Origin of the sequence: Actinomadura sp. 7K507 (assembly GCF_004348425.1) — a bacterium.
Taxonomy (GTDB): Bacteria; Actinomycetota; Actinomycetes; order Streptosporangiales; family Streptosporangiaceae; genus Spirillospora.
In genome coordinates this window covers 1-18,786 of sequence record NZ_SMKK01000193.1, presented here as the reverse complement: position 1 = coordinate 18,786, position 18,786 = coordinate 1, and the positions used below count along the sequence as shown (strand labels likewise).

Here is an 18,786-nt window from a genome sequence, read left to right as displayed (position 1 = left end):
GGCCTCGAAGTACTTCACGGCCTTCGGTGTCAGCGGGATGCCGAGGGCCCGCGACGTCCGGATCTTGGGACGGGTCTTGTTCATCACTCTCCTTTGATGGTTAGGTGAGCCTAAGTTAGGTAAGGCTAACCTTCAACGTCAAGGAGGGGTACGGTGCCGCGAGCGGAGACCGCGCAGAGCACGCAGAGCATCGAGGGGCCGACGGCGGCGGAGCGCGCACGGACCCTCGCCTACGGCATCGCCGACGGCGTCCTGGTCGCACCGGGCGTCCCGTACGCGCCCGTCCCGGCGCACTCGACCGACCGGGACGGGCGGCCGCTGCTGCTCGTCGAGACCGCCTCGCCGATCACCACCGCGCTCGCCACCGAGCCCGACGACATGCCCGCCACGCTGCGGATCTCCGACGTCGCCCCGGTGACGCTCGCCGACCGCGTCCGCGGCCGCGCCTGGCTGCACGGGTGGCTCACCGAGGTCCCCGCCGCAGACCTGCGCGCCGCCGCGCTCCGCCTCTCCCGCACCCATCCGCGTCCCGAACTGCTCGACCTCGGCGACGAGCGGCGCGGCCGCACCGGCGACCGCGAATGGACGATCCTGGCGCTGGAGGTCGCGCAGGTCGAGGTCGACGACGCGTGGGGGAGCGCCACCCTGGAACCGGAGGAGTACGCCGACGCCGCGCCCGACCCGTTCGTCGCCGTCGAGGCCGGCATCCTCACGCACCTCGACTCGTGCCACCGGGACGAACTGACCGCGCTGCTGCCCGAGTCGGTCCCGCCCGGACCGGTGCGCCCCCTGGCCCTCGACCGCCACGGCATGTGGCTACGCTGCCCCGCGCCGCCCCCGGGAACCACCTCGCCGCTCGACCTGCGCCTCTCCTTCGCCGAGCCCGTCACCGACCTCCACGCCCTCCGCCACGCATACCGCCGGTTGTTCGCCCGCGCCACTCCGTAGAGACACGTAGTGCCTGCGGCCACGACCCCGGAGACGCGTCCTGATTTGGCGGTGTTCTCACGGATGGCGGACGGGCGCCTCGCCGGGTGATGCTCGGGGTGCCGGCCGGGGAGACAGGACGTCACCGACCGGACGGCCCCGATCACCGGTTCGTCCTCGCGGGGTGGGCGAACCGGTGACGGGAACCGGCCCACCGGCCGCGTCGAGCCCGTCTGCCGCGTCGAGCAGGGCCACCGGCCTGGATTGGCCGTTCCGCCGCACCGCGTCCCGCGTGCAGGGTGGAGACATGAACGGACACCACGCGCAGACCAGAGCCGTCCACCCGCCGGTGATCTCCCCGGCGGGGAGCCGTCCGCTCGGCATGCCGATCTACCAGGGCCACCTGTTCTCCTTCGAGACCGCCGGCGAACTCGCCGCCGCCTTCCAGGGCCCGGACGAGGCGTTCATGTACGCCCGGCTGGGCAACCCGACCGTCCGCTCGCTGGAACGGGCCGTCGCCGAACTGGAGGGCGGGGCCGGCGCACTCGCCACGGGGTCCGGGATGGGCGCGGTCAACGCCGTCCTGATGGGGCTGCTGCGCTCCGGCGACCACGTCATCGCGCAGACCGCCCTCTACGGCGGCACCTACGCGCTCTTCCAGGATCTCGCCGAGCGGTGGGGCGTGGAGGTCACCTTCATCCCCGGCGACGACCCGGCCGAGGTGCGGGAGGCGCTGCGTCCCGAGACCCGTCTCGTCTACCTGGAGACGGTCGCCAACCCCACCACGCACGTCACGGACATCCCGGCGTTCTCCGCCGCCGTCAGCGGGACGGACGTCCTGACCGTCGTCGACAACACCTTCGCGCCGCTCCTGTGCAAGCCCATCGACCACGGCGCCGACATCGTCATCCACTCGACGACGAAGTACCTCAGCGGGCACGGTGACGTCATCGGCGGCATCGCCGTCTTCGCCGACCCGGCCCTGCACCAGCGCGTCTGGAGCCACGCCGTCGAACTCGGGTCGGTCGCCGACCCGTTCGCCGCGTGGCTGACCGTGCGGGGGCTCGCCACCGTGCCGATGCGCGTGGCCAGGCAGAGCGAGTCCGCCCTGGACCTCGCCGGGCGCCTTGCCGCGCACCCGTCGGTCACCCGCGTCCACTACCCGGGGCTCGTTGACCATCCGCAGCACGAGGTGGCGCGGCGGCTGCTGCCGGACGGGAGCGGCGGCGTCCTGGCCTTTGAGTTGGCCGGCGGGCGGGACGCGGGCAGCGCGTTCTCCGAGGCCGTCCAGCTCATCGGGCTCGGCCCGTCGCTCGGCGCCGTCGTGTCGCTGGTCATGCACCCGGCGAGCACGTCCCACCGGCAGATGGACGCCGCCTCGCTCGCCGCCGCCGGGATCGGCGAGGGAACCGTGCGGCTGTCCGTCGGCCTGGAACACCCCGACGACCTGTGGACCGACATAGAGCAGGCCCTGGCCAAGGCGACCTAGCGGGGCGGCGGTGCCGGTGTCAGGAGTCTTCTCGGGCGGCCTTGCGCGCCTCGGCCTCTTCGAGGTCGAGCTTCGCGGCCTCCTCCGGCGTCGGCGCCGTCCCGCCGAGGTAGACGGGCTGCCACCAGGTCTCGTCCGAGCGCGGGACGTCGGGGTACTCGCGCTGCGCCTTCTCCAGCAGCTCCGACATCCGGGCGTGCAGGTCCCGGGTGACCTGGTCGTAGTCGTCGCCGCGCTTGGGGTACATCGGCTCGCCGACCAGGATCGTCACCGGCACGTTGCGCTGCAGCAGCCTGCGCTTGCGGCCCTTGGTCCACAGCCGGTGCGGGCCCCAGATCGCGACCGGGACGAGCGGCACCTTGCCCGCCACCGCCATCCGCACCGCGCCGTTCTTGATCTCCTTCACCGTGAACGAGCGGCTGATGGTCGCCTCGGCGAACACCCCGACGATCTCGCCGCTCTTCAGCGCCTTCAGCGCCGCCGCGTAGGACGAGGCGCCCGCCTGGCGGTCGACCGGGATGTGGTGCATGCCGCGCATCAGCGGCCCGCCGATGCGGTTGTCGAAGATCTCCTTCTTGGCCATGAAGCGCACCAGCCGCTTCGCCGGGTGCGCGGCCAGGCCGGCGAAGATGAAGTCGAGATAGCTGACGTGGTTGCTCACGAGCACCGCGCCCCCGGTGCTCGGGATCTGCTCCGTGCCCTCCACGCGGAACCTGATGTTCAGGGCTTTGAAGATCCCGAGAGCCGTCTTGATCACCGGCGGGTACACGATTTCGGCCATGTGAGCACCGTACTTGAGCAGCTCATGATCAGCGAGTGCGGGCGGGGATCGCGATGGATCACACAACGAGGCCGAACTCTGAGAAGGTGGGGTGGTGACGTGATCCGGCGAACGGTGAGGAACCGCTGATGGGTGAGAGGGGATGAGCATGGAACCGTTGGACGCGGCGGCGGACGTGCACGAGCTCATCCGAGACGTGCTGCCCGCCCTGGCGCCCAGCGCCTGGTTCGACTCCGGTACCTCCGAGGTGGTGCTGCCCGTGGGCCGGTCGGAGGCCCGCGCGTCCAGCTGGACTGTACTGGAGCGCTGCGCCCGCGAGTCGCGCTCGGCATGGCCCCGCGTGGTGGACGAGTGGGTCCGCGAGGTCACCGACCGCGCGTTCCTCGCGGTCGGGGAGATGGAACTGTTCGGCGACGTCCGCGAGCTGCTGCGGCTGCGCATAGTGCCCAAGCTCGCCCCCGGAGACCGGGAGGGCCTCGTCGTCGTCCCCGCCGGGGACCATTTCGACGCGATGGTGATGATCGAGCACCCGCGTTACGGCGGCCCGCTCACCAAGGCCCGCGCCGGTCTGCTCGGCCTGCACAAGCTCGGCTACGTGATGACGAACACCCACGACCGCGAGCTGGCCGACGTCGCCGTCCGGACCCAGCCGCTGCTGCCGGGCCGCAACGTCCGCGTCGTCACCAAGCCGGGCAGCCGCTACGTGTCGGCGCTGCTCAGCGAGGTCGACCAGTTCCTCCCCGGCCCGAACGAGCACGGCGCACTCGTCGGCGTCCCGTGCCACAGCACGCTGCTGCTGTACCCGATCACCTCGGCGGCCGTCCGCGAGGTCCTCCCCGTGTTCGCCGACGTCGTCCGGGAGATGCACGCCGACGCCGAGGACCCCTGCGCTCCCGGCGTCTACTGGAGCCACGGCGAGCGCCGCCTGACCCCGCTGCCCGCGTCCCCCGAAGGCTCCCCGGAGTTCTCCACCCTCCTGCACCGCCTCCCGGAGGAGTGAGACGGCCGCAGGGCCCCGCTTACGGCAGTTCCAGGGTTACGGCGGCGGTTTTCCAGGGTTACGGCAGTTTCCAGTCGACCGGTTGAGCGCCGCGCTGCTCCAGGAGCTGGTTCGCCCTGCTGAAGGGGCGGGAGCCGAAGAATCCGCGGTCGGCGGAGTAGGGGCTCGGGTGCGGGGACTCGATGCAGGGGACGTCCCCGAGCATCGGCTTGAGGTTGCGGGCGTCGCGGCCCCACAGGATGGCGACGAGCGGGCCGCCGCGGGCGGCGAGTGCGCGGATGGCCTGTTCGGTGACCTCTTCCCAGCCCTTGTCGCGGTGCGAGCCGGGCTTGCCGGGCATGACGGTCAGTGCCCTGTTGAGGAGGCAGACACCCTGCTCCGTCCACGGGGTGAGGTCGCCGGTGGACGGCTCGGGGTGGCCGAGGTCGCTGCAGTACTCGCGGAAGATGTTGACCAGGCTGGCGGGCAGCGGCCGGACGTCCGGGGCGACGGAGAAGCTGAGGCCGACCGGATGCCCGGGTGTCGGGTAGGGGTCCTGGCCGACGATGAGGACGCGCACGCCGTCGAACGGCTGGGCGAAGGCGCGCAGGATGTGGTTCCCGGCGGGCAGGTAGCGGCGCCCGGCGGCGACTTCGGCGCGCAGCCAGTCTCCGGCGGCGGCGATCGTCCCGGCGACCGGGGCCAGTGCGGTCGCCCAGCCGGCTTCGACGATTTCCGGGAGTGGTCGTGCCGTCATGGGGAACCACCCTAGTGCGATGATCATGGGGCCGCCGCGAGAACGTCTGCTTGATCAGGGTTGATCGGGCTTGATCAGGCTTGTGAAGTTTTCTGACCGCATTCGGCCGGAAGAAAGCAAAATCTTTACAAGTCCGCTTGAAAGTGGCAGATGAACTGGGTGAAACGTCCTGTTAAGTCGTGGTTACTTCCTATCGACCCACGTTGACCTGCCGCCCGGAACCGCATACCTCCTAGAGAGGTAAGGGCAGCCGCAGGACGAGCGGACGGAACGAGAGCATGAGCCAGCTGACCACCGTGGACGCCACCTTCCTCAACGCCGAGACCGGCAACACCCACGCCCACATCGCGGGCCTGGGCATCGTCGACCCGGCATCGTGCCCCGGAGGCCGGCTCACCGTGCCGATGGTCGCCGAGCTCGTCCGGAGCCGCGCGCACCTGGCCGCCCGGCCGCTGCGGCAGCGGCTCGCCCAGGTGCCGTTCGGCCTCGACCGCCCCTACTGGGAGGACGACCCCGACTTCGCCCCGGAGCGGCACATCGCCGAGATCGGGCTCCCGGCCCCCGGCACCGACCGGCAGCTGTCCGACATCGTCGCGATGCTCCACGAGCAGCCCCTCGACCGGTCCCGCCCGCTCTGGGAGATGGTCCTCATCCACGGCCTCGCGGGCGGCTGCACGGCCGTCTACGTGAAGGTCCACCACGCGGCCGTCGACGGCGTGATGGCGGCCGAGACGCTCGCCGCGCTGCTGGACCTGTCGCCCGAGCCCCGCGACCTGCCCGCCGACGAGACCGCGCCGACCCGGGCGCCCACCACGGCCGACATGCTCGGTACCGGGCTGCTGAAGGCCGCGCTGCACCCCGTCCGCACCGCGCTGTCGGTCGCGCGGGCCGCCCCCTACCTCGACGAGATCCCCGGCGTCGCCGCCATCCCAGGCGCCGGGCTGGTGTCGTCGTTCGTGCAGGGCGCGCTGCGCCGCCCCGGGGTACCGAGGGCGCCGCGGATGAGCGCGCCGCCGACGCCGTTCAACGAGCCGATCGGACGCCGCCGCGCCGTCTCCTTCGGCGAGCTGCCCCTGGACGAGATCAAGCAGGTCAGGCGGGGCCTCGGCGGCAGCGTCAACGACGTCGTCATGGCGCTGTGCGCGACGGCGCTGCGCAAGTGGCTCGACAAGCGCGGCGACCTGCCGGACCGCCCGCTCGTCGCGGCCGTCCCGGTGTCGCTGCGGCGGGGCGGCACCGCGGCCGACCCGGGCAACCAGGTCTCGGTCATGACGACGCCGCTCGCCACGCACGTCCCCGAACCCGCCGACCGGTACACCGCCGTCCGGCGGGACATGGACGTCGCCAAGCGGCGGTTCGTCGGATCCTCTGGGAGCTGGGTGCAGGAGCTGAGCGGCATCCTCCCCGCGCCCATCGCAGGCGCCGCCACCCGGCTCGCGCTCCAGGCCGCCCCGGCGGTCTCGCTGCGCCCGATCAACCTGATCATCTCGAACGTGCCGGGCCCGCAGTTCCCGCTGTACCTGTGCGGGGCGAAGGTGCTCGGCTACTACCCGATCTCGGTCGTCACCGACGTCAGCGGCGGGCTGAACATCACCGTCTTCTCCTACGACGGCAAGGTGGACGTCGGCATCGTCGCCTGCCGCGACCTCGTCCCCGACCCGTCGGAGATCATCGACCACCTGGTCGACGCGCTGGACGAGCTGAAGGGCCTCAGCCGCGAGGCGCTGGAGGACTGACGAGCGCGTCCCGGTGCCGCCACGCCAGCGCCAGCGCGGCGGCACCGGCCGGCTGCATGGGCCGCGGGACGGTTCCGCCGAACGGCGCCATCGACACCTCGCCCTCGTCGTTGACGGAGACCAGCCCGCCGAACAGGTCGCCGAACACCTCGTCGTCGATGACGACGGCGGTCAGCAGGTCGACCGCGAACGTCAGCGGGTCGACGCCGAGCCCGAGAAAGTGCGCCCGCACGCGCCCCTGCTCACGGGCGCCGGTCAGCGCCCGGTGGAACGGCCACTCCTCCTGGACGAAGTCGTCGCCGTAGTCCTCCTCCATCCCGAGCAGTTCCTCGGCGTACTCGCGGACCATGCACCGCCACAGGTCGGGCGGCTCGCCGCCGAGCGGCTGGAAGACCCCGACCGGCATCACCTGGTGGAGCCCGCCCGCGTGCGCGACCTTCGCCGGATCACGCCAGTGCAGGACATACGACCCGGACGTCGTGACGGTCACCGTCGTGATCGCCATCAACGCGGCCCGCCGGGTCAGGTCGCGCGGGTCTCCGACCCGGCTCCGCAGCGGCAGCCCGTCCACCCCGGCCGCCAGCTCGTGCGCCACGGACTCGCCGACGTTCACGCCGTCGAAGTACCGGGCGGGCCCGATCCGGAGCACCGGCGGCGCGGCCGCGAGGAGACGGTGACTCGGACGGTCCTCGAAGAGCCTGGGCGGAGCGAGGGCGCCCATCGCCTCGGCGTACGTCCGGTACCCCTCGGGCAGCCCGTCGGCGGGGTCCGCGACGGCGGGCGGGACGGGCCGCGCCTCCCACTCCAGCCGGACGGCCTCCAGCGGCACCGGCTCGTCCGGGATCCACTCCTCGCGGCACAGCAGCGGCGTCCCCGCGACGCGCGGAGCGTCCGGATACAGTCCGCTCGCGGTTTCGCCGAGCGGCCCGCGGGCGGAGTTCAGCGCCGCCCGCTCGTCCCGCCACCGCAGCTCGCCCGCTCTCATCCCACCGACCCTAGGCTGCGAGCTTCTCCGCGATCTCGGCTTCGATCAGGTCGGCGTTGATCATCGCGGCGGACATCGCGCCCGCCGAGGCCACGATGATCACCTGGCCCATCGGGTTGGTGACGTTGCCCGCCGCCCACACGCCGGGGACGCTGGTCCGGCCGGTCGCGTCGACCGCCACGAAGCCGTCCTCGCCGGTCTCGCAGCCGAGGTCGGTCAGCGGGCCGTCCTTCGCGACGAAGTCGGGCGCCACGAACACGGCGTCGCAGCCGAGGACCGAGCCGTCCGGCAACTCGATGCCGGTGAGCCGGTCGTTCTCGACGACGACGCGCCGCGCCTCGCCTTCCACAACGCGGATTCCGCGTGCGTCCAGGCGGGTCGCGTCCTCGCCTTCCGGGGCCTTCTGGATGATGAGCGTCACGTCCGGCGACCACTGGGTGAGCAGCGTCGCCTGGTGCAGCGACTGCGGCGAGTTCGCCAGCACCACGATCCGCTTGTCGCGGACCTCCCAGCCGTGGCAGTACGGGCACATCTGCACCTCGCGGCCCCACCGCTCCTGAAGGCCGGGGACGTCCGGCAGGACGTCGGTCACACCGGTCGTGACCAGCAACTGGCGGCCCTTGAGCCGGGTGCCGTCGGCCAGCGTGACGACGAAGCCTCCGCCGTCGGCGGGGGCGGCGTGCTCGACCCGCCCGTCGACGATCTCGCCGCCGTAGCCGCGGACCTCGGTGCGGCCGGTCTCCAGCAGGAGTCCGGGCGGCATGCCGTCGCGGGTGAAGAAGCCGTGCATGTGCTCGGCCGTCGCGTTGCGGGGCTCGCCCGCGTCCACCACGGTGACGCTGCGGCGGGCACGGGAGAGGACGAGGGCGGCGCTCAGCCCCGCAGGGCCGCCGCCGATGATCAGTACGTCTCGTTCAGTCATGCCGTGAGGATGCGCGACGCACCCTCAGATTGACAAACTTCTTTGCCGGAACTGCAATGGGCGCATGGAGACGACGGAGGATGTCCTGGCCGAGGTCGGGCCCAGGCTCAGAAGACTGAGGCAAGAGAGGAACGTCACGCTGGCCGCGCTCGCCGAAGCCACCGGCATCTCGGTGAGCACGCTGTCGCGGCTGGAATCCGGCAAGCGGCGGCCGAGCCTGGAGCTGCTGCTCCCGCTCGCACAAGCCCACCAGGTTCCGTTGGACGAGCTGGTCGGCGCCCCGGAGGTCGGCGACCCGCGGATCCGGCCCCGCCCCCGCAAGATGCACGACATGACCGTCCTGCCGCTGACCAGGCGGCCCGGCGGCGTCCAGGCGTTCAAGATGATCGTCCCGGAGCGCCGGTGGACGCCCGAGCCGCAGACCCACGAAGGCTACGACTGGCTCTACGTGCTGAACGGGCGGCTGCGCCTCTTCCTGGCGGGCCGCGAACTGATCCTGGAACCGGGGGAGGCCGCCGAGTTCGACACCCGGCTGCCCCACTGGTTCAGCGGCGCCGGCGGGCCCGTCGAGCTGCTCAGCCTGTTCGGGCCGCAGGGCGAGCGGATGCACCTGAGGGCCAGACCGCAGCAGAAGTGACATACCTTGGGTATCCGTGCAGACCGCCCAACCCCTCGGATCCCCGGAACGACAGAAGGCACCCCCCATCGCGTGGGTGCTGTGGACCACCGGCGTCCTCGCCTACGGCGTGGCGGTACTGCACCGGACCTCCTTCGGCGTCGTCGGCCTGGACGCCGTCCACCGCTTCGACGCCTCCGCCGGCATCCTCGCGTCCTTCACCGTCCTGCAACTCCTCGTCTACGCGAGCCTCCAGGTCCCCGTCGGGCTGATGCTCGACCGCGTCGGCCCGCGCCGCATGGTCGCGGGCGGCGCGCTGCTCATGGCCGCCGGCCAGGGGCTCATGGCCGTCTCCACCGACATAGGCACGGCCGTCGCCGCCCGCGTCATGGTCGGCGCCGGCGACGCCATGACGTTCATCAGCGTCCTCGGCATCGTCGTGACCTGGTTCCCCGCCCGGTACGTCCCGGTCGTCACGCAGCTCACCGGCCAGCTCGGCCAGCTCGGCCAGATCCTCAGCGCGATCCCGCTGGTCGCGCTGCTGCACGGACCCGGCTGGGGCACCGCGTTCGGATCGGCCGCCGCGCTCGGCGTCCTCATCGCCGTGCTCGCCTTCGCCGTCCTCCGGAACGGTCCAGGCCGCGCCGACGTCCCGACCCTGCGCGAGACGGGCACCAACCTGGTCGCCGCCTGGCGCCACCCCGGCACCCGCCTCGGCCTCTGGACGCACTTCGTCACCCAGTTCCCCTCCCACACGTTCGCGCTGATGTGGGGCTACCCGTACCTGGTGTCCGGGCAGGGGATGCGACCCGCCGCGGCGTCCACGCTCCTGACGGTGTTCGTGCTGGTCAACGTCGTCGCCGGGCCGTTCATCGGACGGATGGTCGCCCGCTACCCGCTGCGCCGCTCCTGGCTCGTCCTCGGCATCGTCGGGCTGAACATGGCCGCCTGGGCGGCCGTCCTCGCCTGGCCGCCTCCCGCCCCCGCCTGGCTGCTGGTCGTGCTCGTCCTGTGCGTCGCGCTCGGCGGACCCGGCTCCATGATCGGCTTCGACTACGCCCGGACGTTCAACCCGCCCGGGCGGGTGGGCACCGCCACCGGCATCGTCAACGTGGGCGGCTTCTTCGCGTCCCTCGTCACGATCCTGCTGATCGGCATCGTCCTGGACGCCATGTCACCGGACGGGGACTTCACCCCCGAGGCCTTCCGGGTCGCGTGGACCGTCCAGATCGTGATCTGGGCCATCGGCATCACGGGCGTCCTGCGAAACCGGGCCCTTGCCCGCCGCCAAGCGGGTCTGGCTAAGCCCGCGCGTCGCAGAACCCGGCGAAGTCGTCGATGATGTCGGTGGCCGGGCCCTCCGCGTCGCGGAGCGCGACGATCGGCGCCTCCAGCCCCGGCCGGACCGTCATCAGATCCGTGACCGCGTCCACCAGCGCCCGCACCACCTGCCGCTCGGGATGGCGCACCGCGCTGTCCACCGCCTCGACATAACGGGGATCCTCCGGCGCCGGCGTGCCGTTCGCGCAGTTCCAGACGTCGACCGCCCGCAGCCCGTTGAGCGCGCGGATCATCGGCCGCGAATCAGCCGGCGGCAGCGACACCAGGACATCGAGCAGCTCCTCCACCGGCACGGTCGGGAGCACGCCGCGCACCACACCGAGCGTCTCCTCCACCACGGACTCGTGCTCGCCCGCGACCCGCACGACCCGGTGCCCGAGCAGATGCACCTCGCTGTACAGGACGAACATGCCCGTCGCCTGCCACGCCACCTGCTCCATCTCCGCGAACCCGGCCGTGCTGATCGCCGCCCGCGGCCACCCGCGCCCGGCCGCCACCGCCTCCAGCGCCTCCCGGTCGGCGTGCTCGGCGAGCAGCACCGTGTCCTCGTGCGCGTGGCTCACTCGTCCTCCCAGGCTCCGACGGGGTCGCCGTCCTCGTCCACCATGATCGCCGCACCGCCGAAATCGTCGTGGAACGCGTTGAAGGCGTCCGGATCGGGTTCGTGGTAGAGCAGGTCCTCCAGCCGCGCCAACTCCTCGGCGTCCGTCTCGGACAGCGCCAGCTCCTGCAGCAGGAACCGATGGTTGTACGAATGCGCGATCATGGCGAGGTTGGCGCGAACGGCCGGATCGGGATGCGCCGCCCACTCCCGGAGCTCCAGGCTCCGCCGCAGGTCACCGTGCCACAGCGCGGCGAGACAGCGCAGGCCCGCACCGACGGCGTCCGCGTCGTCCGGATCGTCGAGACTCCGCGCCAGATCGTCCTCGACGCCGAACTCCCAGCCGCCCAGCACACCGATCACGTCCAGCGGCAGGTCCTCCGGATACCGCTCGCCGTGCACCTCGTTGATCCGCCGCACCACCGGCCGGTGGCTGCCCGGCGACGGCCGGTACCGCACCGCCGCGCAGACGACCTCCCGCGTGTGGATCTCGATGGACAGCTGCGAACGCGAATGCAGCGTCCGCCACGTCATCGACGGCACCCGCCCCAGCCGCTGCAGCCGATGCCCGTCCCGGATCGGCGCGAGATCCATCAGCGACGGCACCATGCGCCCGCCGCCGCCCGGCGTCTCCTCGGGATACGGGTCCTCCTGCCGCGCACTGCCCCACGGCTGCGGATCGAGGAACTTCACGATCTTCGCGTACCGGTCGAGGGACGAACCGTCCGCCACCACGACGTCCTCGGCGGGGACGGCCTCCCACGGCGGGACGCCCTCCTCCGCCGGCACCTCCGGCACCGTCACCAGATGACGCAGCCCGAGGAACCCGCGGACGAACCGGGACAGCTCAACCCGGGCCGCCGGCGCCGCGGGAAACGGCTCACCCAGCACCTCCCGGACCCCCGCCGCCGTCGGCTCGACCGGAACCCACAACCACGCCGGATAGAAACCGCCGAGCGCGCACCACAGCACGTCCGGCTCGTCCGGGTCGACGTACCAGGCCGCCGCGAGCCGCTGCCGCGTCCAGCGCCGGACGGACTCCGGCCCCGTCCCGACCAGCAGCTTGCCCTTGCGCAGCAGCTCGTCGTCGACGTCGCGGTGCTCCAGGCTCATCGCCCCGGACTCCTCGACGTGCTGCCAGGCCGGCTCCCAGTCGGCGGGATCGAGCCACACGACACCGAGCCGCTCACCGGTCAGCCCGCCCCACCAGTCCGGGATCGCGAAATCGGTCATCGGGCAAACCTAGTGGCTCGGCCCCGGACCAGGGCACGTCAGGAGCGCAACTCCAGGGTGCAGCACTTGGGCCCGCCGCCCGCCTTCCGCAGCTCCGACAGCTCCACCGGGACGGGCTCGTATCCACGGGCCCGCAGCGTCCCGATCAACTCCGCGGCCTCCGCGTTGATCACCACGTTGCGCCCGTCGCACACGGCGTTGAGACCCAGCACAGCCGCGTCCTCCTCACTCGCGAGGACCGCGTCCGGGAACAGCCGCTCCAGCACCGCCCGGCTACCGGGCGAGAACGCCCCCGGGAAGTAGGCCACGTTCCCGCCCCCGAGCGGGAACAGTGCGGTGTCCAGGTGGTAGAACCGCGGATCCACGAGCCGGAGCGTCACCACGGGCCGCCCGAGGAACTCCTGCGCCTCCTGGTGCGCGGCGAGATCCGTCCGGAACCCCGTCCCGGCCAGGATCACGTGGTCGAGCGTGAGGAAATCGCCCTCACCCTCATTGGTGTGCTGCGCCTCCAGCACGTCGGCGAACCCGTTCTCCTTCAGCCACCCCGCATACGCGGGCCCCTCCGCGTGCCGCTCGGGATGCGTGAACCGCGCCCCGTACACCCGCCCGCCGACCACCAGCGCACCGTTGGCCGCGAACACCATGTCGGGCAGCCCCTCGATCGGATCGATGAGACTCACCTCGTGCCCGAGCCCCAGATACGCCGCCCGCAGCGCCTCCCACTGCTCCACGGCCTTCCCGGCATCGGCCCCACGCGCCGGATCCATCCACGGGTTGATGGCATACGTGACGGCGAAATGCTCCGGCCGGCACATCAGAAAACGCCGCCGCAACACGGTCCGGGCAGCGCTCGGCTCCATCACCGGCATGACGCTCATGCATGTCTCCAGGAAACGTCCGAAGGGATTGACTCACCGGAAGCCTAGGAACAAAACACCCACGATCCAATGCGCAAACCTTGCTCTGCACAGCCACTTCGTTGCGTGTTCAGCCCGATGGAGCCTCATTCATTGCGCACGCGGTCCGGCCACCCCTGGCATCGGGACGAGCGCCCCGGCGACGCCCTCGCCCGCCAGCCGCCTCAACCGCGCCTCCGCGTGACCCGCCCATAGCGCGGCGGTGCCTCTGGCAGCCGAGCGGTCATCCTCGTCCAGGTACGCACCGATCACACCGGGCTGGGTGGCTTCAGGCGTCCTGTTCTGCGCCGATGCCTACCGCCTCGCACGCACCCACAACGGGCACGCTTTCGGCGGATCCGAACGACAGGTTTGAAGTTGATGTACGTGATTACGTACACTGCAAGGAAAGGGGAGGTGCGATGCATCCGATGTCCGCGAGCGAGTTCCGCTCCAACCTGGCTGCCACCCTGGACCGCGTCACCGAAGATCTCGACGAGATCATCGTGACCCGGCCCAACCGCGACCCCGCGGTTGTGATCAGCCTGCGCGAGTACGAGTCGCTGAAGGAGACGGCGTTCCTGCTCGGCTTTCCCGCCAACGCCCGCCACCTCGCCGCCTCGATCCAGAGCCTGCGTGGCGGCCAGGCCCAGCCGCACGAACTCATCGAAGACGGTGAGCAGGAAGCCGAGTGAAGATCCTCTTCACGCCGGAGGCCTGGGACGACTACCTCTGGTGGCAGCGGAACGACCGCGCGACCCTCAAACGATTGAACCGGCTGATCGAAGACATCTGCCGCAACGGTTACGAAGGCATTGGTAAACCAGAGCCCCTCCGTCAGAACCTGGCGGGCTTCTGGTCACGCCGAATCACCACCGAACACCGCATCGTCTACGTCATCGAAGCCGACACCGTCCAGATCATCGCCTGCCGCACCCACTACGAATGAGCGCCTACCGGACGCTTACGTGTCGGCGAGATGACAAGGGGGACGTGGAGCGGACACGACTTCCTCGCACGCCGATCGCAACCGTACGCACTGATCACGCCGGGCTGGGTGGCTTCAGGCGTCCTGTTCTGCGCCGCGATCGGGGGCGGTCATGTCGCCCGTTCCGGGTGTGCCGTCGGCTAGGCCGTAGCGCAGGTAGACGGTGCCGCTCGGGGTGGCGGCCGGTGGTTCGAGGAGGGTGATGTTCGTGGGCACCGCGCCACCGTCGAACACCTTCTTCCCGACGCCGAGCACGATCGGGTGCACCCAGAGGTCGAGACGGTCGAAGAGCTTCTCGCGCAGGAGGGTCTGGACCAGGTCCAGGCTTCCGACGACCTTCACGTGCTCGTGCCGGTCACGGATCTCGCGCACCGCGCCGGCCAGATCCGGGCCGAGCTGCGTGGACCCGGCCCACGGCAGGTCGGGCCTGCCGCGGGAGGCCACGTACTTCGGGACGCTGTTGAAGAGCGTCGCGATCCCGTTGTCCTGGCCGCCCTCCTGGTACGGCCAGTAGGAGGCGAAGATGTCGTAGGTCCGCCGGCCGAGCAGGAGGGCGTCGGTGCCCTCGTACGCGGCCCCGACCTGCGCCCCGGCGACCTCGTCGAACAGGGGCGCCTGCCAGCCGCCGAACGGGAACCCCGCCGGGTCCTCGTCGGGGCCGCCGGGCGACTGCCCGACGAGGTCGAGGGTCGCGAACATCTCGATCTGGATGAGGCCCATGCTTCCTCCCGATGAGTTGGATGTCTCCGTCAACAGGTGGACCTGCGGGCTCCGGCAGACTCATCGCTGCGACGTCGCACGTCGACCGCCTCCTGGTCGTGGAGGGCGTTCAACTGGAGGCGGAGGGCCAGGCGGGTCTGGGGGGACGAAAGGTCCAGCGCGGTCACTTCGGCCATTCGGCGGAGGCGGTGGCGGAGGGTGTTGGGGTGGACGGCCAATGCCTGCGCGGTGCCCTTGGTGTCGCCGTAGTGGTCGAGCCAGGCGGTGAGCGTTGGGAGGAATGCCGTGCCGTGGGTTTCGTCGTGTGCTTTCAGCGCGGGGAGTGGGCCGCCGAGGAGGCCGGTGTCGGTACGGGTCGCCTTTCTGGCGCGTTCGACAATTACCGCGTCCCAGGCGTCCTCCAGGAGGACCAGCCCTGGGGCGAGGCGGCCGGATGTGACGAGGGCGTCCAGTTCGGCGGCTTCGGCTCGGGAGCGGGGGAGTTCGGTGTGGGAGTGCGCGGTGCCGCCCGCCGCCGCGTACAGGGTGCGGTCGTGGTCGCGGACGCGGGTCAGGACGTGGCGTAGCCAGGGCATCGAGCCGGGGTCGTCGTCGCGCTGGGGGCGCGCGGTCAGCACGGCGAGGAGCGTGCCGTCGACGTCGGTGAGGAGGGGGCGGTGCCAGCCGAAGCGCTGGGTGATCGCGTCCCAGAGGTCGAGCCGTTGCCGGACGTCCTCGGTCTCGTCGACGCTGCCGAGGGTGACCACGCGCCAGGGCGGGGCGGGCGCGGTGATCCTGGAGCCGTCCCGGAGTGCGGTGCGCAGCTGGTCGGCCGACACGCGGCGGGCGACGCCCGCTTCGGCGCGCAGGCGCAGCAGGTGCAGGGCGAGGACGGACGCCAGGTCGGTGAGCCGCCGGACGCGGTCCCGGGAGACCGGCGTCCTCGCCACGACCCAGATCGAGCCGAGCCACTCGCCTCCGGCGCGGACCGGGATGACGAGGCGGGGCAGCATGCCGTCCGGCCCCTCGGGGACGAACACCGGATCGCTCGACCGGGCCAGCCTGCGGAAGACGCCGGACGCGCGGAGGTGGTCGATGACCTGGGACGGGACGCGCCGCCCCACGATAGTCGAGACGCGGGCCGGGTCGGTGGTGTCCTGGCGGCCCGAGTAGGCGAGGACGCGTGAGCGGGCGTCCTCAAGGGTCACCGGGGCGTCGGCGATCTCGGCGGCCGTGTCGGCGAGGGCGTACAGGTCGTTGTGGACGCCCTGCGCGCCGGGCGGCCCCGGGAGCGGCGCGTAGGCGCGGTCGATGGCGCCGCGCACGAGCCAGACGACATGCGTCCAGGAGGTGTCGGGCTGGAGTTCGATGAGCGCCGGCCTCAGCGGGCTTGCGGCGGCGATGACCTCGGGATCGTCGGCCAGGGGAGCCTTCAGGACGACGCCGTCCGCGCCTGCCGCGTCGGCCCGTTCGAAGAGCGCCACGGCATCGGCGGGTCCGGTCACGCCGACGCCGAGAACGATCTCGCCCGGCTGCCCGGCCGTTTCGCCCGGCTCGGCCAGGACGACGTCGTGAACCTGTGCGTCGTGGCCGTTCTCGACCATCCGCAGTAGCCCTGGGCCAAGGGAATCGACGAGATCGGTCAAGCTGATCATCCGGCGGCCCCCATTCGAAGGGTTTGTGCTCTTCACACTATGTGGGCCGCCGGGATTGGCCGAACGCGACAGAGACGACCGTCACATGCCGGGTAAGCATGGAGTTAACACCTATGCCAAGGAGATGAAGGGCATGGCTCTCGACACGCGTCGCGTCGCAGTCGTGGGGGCCGGGATGGTCGGCCTGTCCACCGCCTGGTTCCTACAGGAGCACGGCGCCGACGTCACCGTATTCGACCGCGACGACGTGGCGGCCGGAGCGTCCTGGGGCAACGCCGGATGGCTGACCCCGGGCCTCGCGACGCCGCTGCCCGAACCGGCCGTCCTCTCCTACGGCATCCGGGCGGTGCTCAGCCCGTCTTCGCCGGTCTACGTCCCGCCGAGCGCCAGCCCGCGCCTGCTCAGGTTCCTCGCCGGGTTCGCGCTGAACAGCACCGAGGCCAAGTGGCGGCGCGCGATGGAGTCCCTCGTGCCGATCAACGGCCGGGCGCTGCCGAGCTTCGACGCGCTCATCGAGGGCGGCGTCAAGGCGGAGACCAACGAGGCCGGATCGTTCCTCGCCGCATACCGGACGGCCGGCGAACGCACCGCCCTCCTCGAAGAGATCGAGCACATCCGCGCTGCGGGCCAGAAGCTGGAGTACGAGGCCCTCAGCGGGGACGAGGCCCGTGCGGTGGAGCCCGCGCTGTCCGACGAGATCGGCGCGGCGGTCGTGCTGCGCGGCCAGCGTTTCATCAATCCCGGACGGTTCGTGCACGCCCTCGCCGACTCCGTCCTCGACCGCGGCGGCAAGATCCGCACGGGCGAGGCGGTCACCGACATCCGCGACGAATCCGGCGGCGCCGCCGTCCGCACGGCCGGCGGCGACCTCGAACCGTTCGACACCGTCGTGATCGCGAGCGGCGTGTGGCTCGGCGACCTCGCCCGCCGTTTCGGCGTCCGCGCCCTCGTGCAGGCCGGTCGCGGCTACAGCTTCAGCGTGCCGATGGAGCGCGTCCCGGACAACCCGGTGTACCTCCCGTCCCAGCGCGTGGCGTGCACGCCGCTGGGCGACCGGCTGCGCGTCGCCGGGATGATGGAGTTCCGCCGCCCGGACGCGCCGCTCGACGCGCGCCGGATCAGGGCGATCGTCGAGGCCGCCCGCCCGCTGCTGCGCGGCGCCGACCTGGACGCGCGCCAGGACGAGTGGGTCGGGTCGCGCCCCTGCACCCGCGACGGCCTGCCCCTGATCGGCGCCACCCGCTCGCCCCGCGTCTTCGCCGCGGGCGGACACGGCATGTGGGGCATCACGCTCGGCCCCGCCACCGGCCGCCTCCTCGCCGGCCAGATCGTCACCGGCGACCGCCCGCCGGAACTCGCCCCGTTCAGCCCCCTCCGCTGACGACCTGGGGGTTTGGGCGGTTCTGGCACTTTCGTCCGGACGGGCGGCCCCGGCGCGCTACCGTCACTGGGTGATCAAGACACCCCGTGGCGGGAGGGACGCCAGATGGACGAGGTCGCGCCGCTGACCCGGGCGCAGAAGGTCCTGGCCGGGGTCGGCGGGCTGTTCTTCGCCGGGCTCGCCGGCCTGGGCGGCTACGGCTCGTTCGCCTCCGTCCGCGACGTGGCCGAGCCGTGGTTCGGCGGCCAGGCGTGGATCGTCCCCGCCGGAGTCGACCTCGGCATCCTCGCCCTGGTCTCCGTCGCGCTCCTCCTGGAATGGCTCGCCATGCCGATGCCGGCGCTGCGCTGGATGGCGTTCGCCTTCACCGGCGCGACCGTCTGGCTCAACGTCTCCGCCGCGCACGGCGACGCGACCGGCATGGTGATGCACGCAGCCATGCCGATCCTGTTCATCACGTTCATCGAGGCCGTCCGCCACGCCATCCGCCGCCGCGCGGGCATCGCCGCCGGAACCGTCCGCGAAGGCATCCCCGTCGCACGCTGGCTGCTGGCCCCGTTCTCGACCTTCCGCCTGTGGCGCCGCATGGTCCTGTGGCAGATCACGTCCTACCCGCAGGCCCTGACCGCCGAACAGCGCCGCCGCCACGCCCTGGCCCTCCTGAGCGAGCACTACGGCCGCAAGTGGAAGACGCGGGCGCCCGCCGACATCGTCTGGATGCTCTCGGACGGCGTCATGCTCGACGAGGCCCTCACCCGCGTCACCGAACTCACGACACCGAAACCCGAGGACCCCCCGCC

General features: G+C 71.8%; 19 protein-coding genes and 1 pseudogene. 10 read left to right on the top strand and 10 right to left on the bottom strand.

Annotated elements, in window-relative coordinates:
- Positions 1-87, bottom strand: a pseudogene (locus tag E1285_RS48445) (30S ribosomal protein S4); the annotation flags it as partial.
- A gap of 66 nt (positions 88-153) precedes the next feature.
- On the opposite strand from E1285_RS48445, the gene E1285_RS33125 reads away from it, so the two are divergent.
- Both E1285_RS33125 and E1285_RS33120 read left to right on the top strand, forming a co-directional pair.
- Complete coding sequence (locus E1285_RS33125; RefSeq protein ID WP_132158522.1) at positions 154-948, top strand: DUF2470 domain-containing protein; 795 nt, start codon at positions 154-156, stop codon at positions 946-948.
- A 286-nt stretch (positions 949-1,234) separates the two neighbouring features.
- Positions 1,235-2,416, top strand: coding sequence for an aminotransferase class I/II-fold pyridoxal phosphate-dependent enzyme (locus E1285_RS33120; protein ID WP_132158521.1), 1,182 nt, complete (start codon positions 1,235-1,237; stop codon positions 2,414-2,416).
- A gap of 19 nt (positions 2,417-2,435) precedes the next feature.
- Here the strand turns inward: E1285_RS33120 and E1285_RS33115 are convergent, their stop codons facing one another.
- Positions 2,436-3,197 carry a lysophospholipid acyltransferase family protein gene (locus tag E1285_RS33115; RefSeq protein ID WP_132158520.1) on the bottom strand — a complete coding sequence of 254 codons (762 nt, stop codon included), beginning with the start codon at positions 3,195-3,197 and terminating at the stop codon, positions 2,436-2,438.
- A 148-nt stretch (positions 3,198-3,345) separates the two neighbouring features.
- Between E1285_RS33115 and E1285_RS33110 the strand changes: the two genes are divergently transcribed.
- Entirely contained in the window at positions 3,346-4,197 is an 852-nt protein-coding gene (locus E1285_RS33110; protein ID WP_243723219.1) for a hypothetical protein, read from the top strand.
- 58 nt (positions 4,198-4,255) lie between these two features.
- On the opposite strand, the gene E1285_RS33105 is transcribed toward E1285_RS33110, so the two are convergent.
- Positions 4,256-4,933 carry a uracil-DNA glycosylase gene (locus E1285_RS33105; protein ID WP_132158518.1) on the bottom strand — a complete coding sequence of 226 codons (678 nt, stop codon included), beginning with the start codon at positions 4,931-4,933 and terminating at the stop codon, positions 4,256-4,258.
- Positions 4,934-5,211: 278 nt separating this feature from the next.
- On the opposite strand from E1285_RS33105, the gene E1285_RS33100 reads away from it, so the two are divergent.
- Positions 5,212-6,669: a wax ester/triacylglycerol synthase family O-acyltransferase gene (locus E1285_RS33100; RefSeq protein WP_132158517.1), complete on the top strand. Its 1,458-nt coding sequence runs from the start codon at positions 5,212-5,214 to the stop codon at positions 6,667-6,669.
- Here E1285_RS33100 and E1285_RS33095 read toward each other — a convergent pair.
- Both E1285_RS33095 and E1285_RS33090 read right to left on the bottom strand, forming a co-directional pair.
- Entirely contained in the window at positions 6,644-7,654 is a 1,011-nt protein-coding gene (locus E1285_RS33095; RefSeq protein WP_132158516.1) for a transcriptional regulator, read from the bottom strand. The genes E1285_RS33100 and E1285_RS33095 overlap by 26 nt on opposite strands.
- A 10-nt stretch (positions 7,655-7,664) precedes the next feature.
- Positions 7,665-8,576: an NAD(P)/FAD-dependent oxidoreductase gene (locus E1285_RS33090; protein ID WP_132158515.1), complete on the bottom strand. Its 912-nt coding sequence runs from the start codon at positions 8,574-8,576 to the stop codon at positions 7,665-7,667.
- Between the two features lie 64 nt (positions 8,577-8,640).
- Here E1285_RS33090 and E1285_RS33085 point away from each other — a divergent pair, with 64 nt between their 5' ends.
- Both E1285_RS33085 and E1285_RS33080 read left to right on the top strand, forming a co-directional pair.
- Positions 8,641-9,213: an XRE family transcriptional regulator gene (locus E1285_RS33085; protein WP_132158514.1), complete on the top strand. Its 573-nt coding sequence runs from the start codon at positions 8,641-8,643 to the stop codon at positions 9,211-9,213.
- A 76-nt stretch (positions 9,214-9,289) separates the two neighbouring features.
- Entirely contained in the window at positions 9,290-10,534 is a 1,245-nt protein-coding gene (locus tag E1285_RS33080; RefSeq protein WP_243723218.1) for an MFS transporter, read from the top strand.
- Here the strand turns inward: E1285_RS33080 and E1285_RS33075 are convergent.
- The 3 genes from E1285_RS33075 to ddaH are packed head-to-tail and all read right to left on the bottom strand — an operon-like array spanning position 10,494 to position 13,245.
- The gene (locus tag E1285_RS33075) at positions 10,494-11,096 is read right to left on the bottom strand and encodes a hypothetical protein (protein WP_132158513.1); all 603 of its coding nucleotides are present in this window, start codon (positions 11,094-11,096) and stop codon (positions 10,494-10,496) included. The two genes, E1285_RS33080 and E1285_RS33075, sit on opposite strands and share 41 nt — an antisense overlap.
- Entirely contained in the window at positions 11,093-12,367 is a 1,275-nt protein-coding gene (locus E1285_RS33070) for a hypothetical protein (RefSeq protein WP_132158512.1), read from the bottom strand. The genes E1285_RS33075 and E1285_RS33070 overlap by 4 nt, the downstream gene beginning before the upstream one ends.
- A gap of 38 nt (positions 12,368-12,405) precedes the next feature.
- Positions 12,406-13,245 carry a dimethylargininase gene (ddaH, locus tag E1285_RS33065; RefSeq protein WP_132158511.1) on the bottom strand — a complete coding sequence of 280 codons (840 nt, stop codon included), beginning with the start codon at positions 13,243-13,245 and terminating at the stop codon, positions 12,406-12,408.
- Between the two features lie 449 nt (positions 13,246-13,694).
- Here ddaH and E1285_RS33060 point away from each other — a divergent pair, with 449 nt between their 5' ends.
- Positions 13,695-13,958 (top strand): type II toxin-antitoxin system prevent-host-death family antitoxin, encoded by a 264-nt coding sequence (locus E1285_RS33060; RefSeq protein WP_243723217.1) that lies wholly within the window; start codon positions 13,695-13,697, stop codon positions 13,956-13,958.
- Positions 13,955-14,212 (top strand): Txe/YoeB family addiction module toxin, encoded by a 258-nt coding sequence (locus tag E1285_RS33055; RefSeq protein ID WP_132158509.1) that lies wholly within the window; start codon positions 13,955-13,957, stop codon positions 14,210-14,212. Before E1285_RS33060 ends, E1285_RS33055 begins: the two co-directional genes overlap by 4 nt.
- Positions 14,213-14,326: 114 nt before the next feature.
- On the opposite strand, the gene E1285_RS33050 is transcribed toward E1285_RS33055, so the two are convergent.
- On the bottom strand, positions 14,327-14,971 hold the full coding sequence (locus tag E1285_RS33050) for a dihydrofolate reductase family protein (protein ID WP_132158508.1): 645 nt from the start codon (positions 14,969-14,971) through the stop codon (positions 14,327-14,329).
- Positions 14,972-15,000: 29 nt separating this feature from the next.
- On the bottom strand, positions 15,001-16,605 hold the full coding sequence (locus E1285_RS33045; RefSeq protein ID WP_132158507.1) for a helix-turn-helix domain-containing protein: 1,605 nt from the start codon (positions 16,603-16,605) through the stop codon (positions 15,001-15,003).
- Positions 16,606-16,738: 133 nt separating this feature from the next.
- Here E1285_RS33045 and E1285_RS33040 point away from each other — a divergent pair, with 133 nt between their 5' ends.
- Both E1285_RS33040 and E1285_RS33035 read left to right on the top strand, forming a co-directional pair.
- Positions 16,739-17,986: an FAD-dependent oxidoreductase gene (locus E1285_RS33040; protein WP_243723216.1), complete on the top strand. Its 1,248-nt coding sequence runs from the start codon at positions 16,739-16,741 to the stop codon at positions 17,984-17,986.
- Between the two features lie 105 nt (positions 17,987-18,091).
- Positions 18,092-18,786 (top strand): DUF2637 domain-containing protein (locus E1285_RS33035; protein WP_132158506.1); only part of this gene is annotated, 695 nt, incomplete at its 3' end.

Bases quoted from the DNA above. Each gene is read 5' to 3' on its own strand.
- ddaH (WP_132158511.1), bottom strand. From the start codon at position 13,245: ATGAGCGTCATGCCGGTGATGGAGCCGAGCGCTGCCCGGACCGTGTTG.
- E1285_RS33060 (WP_243723217.1), top strand. From the start codon at position 13,695: ATGTCCGCGAGCGAGTTCCGCTCCAACCTGGCTGCCACCCTGGACCGC.
- E1285_RS33110 (WP_243723219.1), top strand. From the start codon at position 3,346: ATGGAACCGTTGGACGCGGCGGCGGACGTGCACGAGCTCATCCGAGAC.
- E1285_RS33120 (WP_132158521.1), top strand. From the start codon at position 1,235: ATGAACGGACACCACGCGCAGACCAGAGCCGTCCACCCGCCGGTGATC.
- E1285_RS33045 (WP_132158507.1), bottom strand. From the start codon at position 16,605: ATGATCAGCTTGACCGATCTCGTCGATTCCCTTGGCCCAGGGCTACTG.
- E1285_RS33090 (WP_132158515.1), bottom strand. From the start codon at position 8,576: ATGACTGAACGAGACGTACTGATCATCGGCGGCGGCCCTGCGGGGCTG.
- E1285_RS33085 (WP_132158514.1), top strand. From the start codon at position 8,641: ATGGAGACGACGGAGGATGTCCTGGCCGAGGTCGGGCCCAGGCTCAGA.
- E1285_RS33070 (WP_132158512.1), bottom strand. From the start codon at position 12,367: ATGACCGATTTCGCGATCCCGGACTGGTGGGGCGGGCTGACCGGTGAG.
- E1285_RS33095 (WP_132158516.1), bottom strand. From the start codon at position 7,654: ATGAGAGCGGGCGAGCTGCGGTGGCGGGACGAGCGGGCGGCGCTGAAC.
- E1285_RS33040 (WP_243723216.1), top strand. From the start codon at position 16,739: ATGGCTCTCGACACGCGTCGCGTCGCAGTCGTGGGGGCCGGGATGGTC.
- E1285_RS33100 (WP_132158517.1), top strand. From the start codon at position 5,212: ATGAGCCAGCTGACCACCGTGGACGCCACCTTCCTCAACGCCGAGACC.
- E1285_RS33050 (WP_132158508.1), bottom strand. From the start codon at position 14,971: ATGGGCCTCATCCAGATCGAGATGTTCGCGACCCTCGACCTCGTCGGG.
- E1285_RS33115 (WP_132158520.1), bottom strand. From the start codon at position 3,197: ATGGCCGAAATCGTGTACCCGCCGGTGATCAAGACGGCTCTCGGGATC.
- E1285_RS33105 (WP_132158518.1), bottom strand. From the start codon at position 4,933: ATGACGGCACGACCACTCCCGGAAATCGTCGAAGCCGGCTGGGCGACC.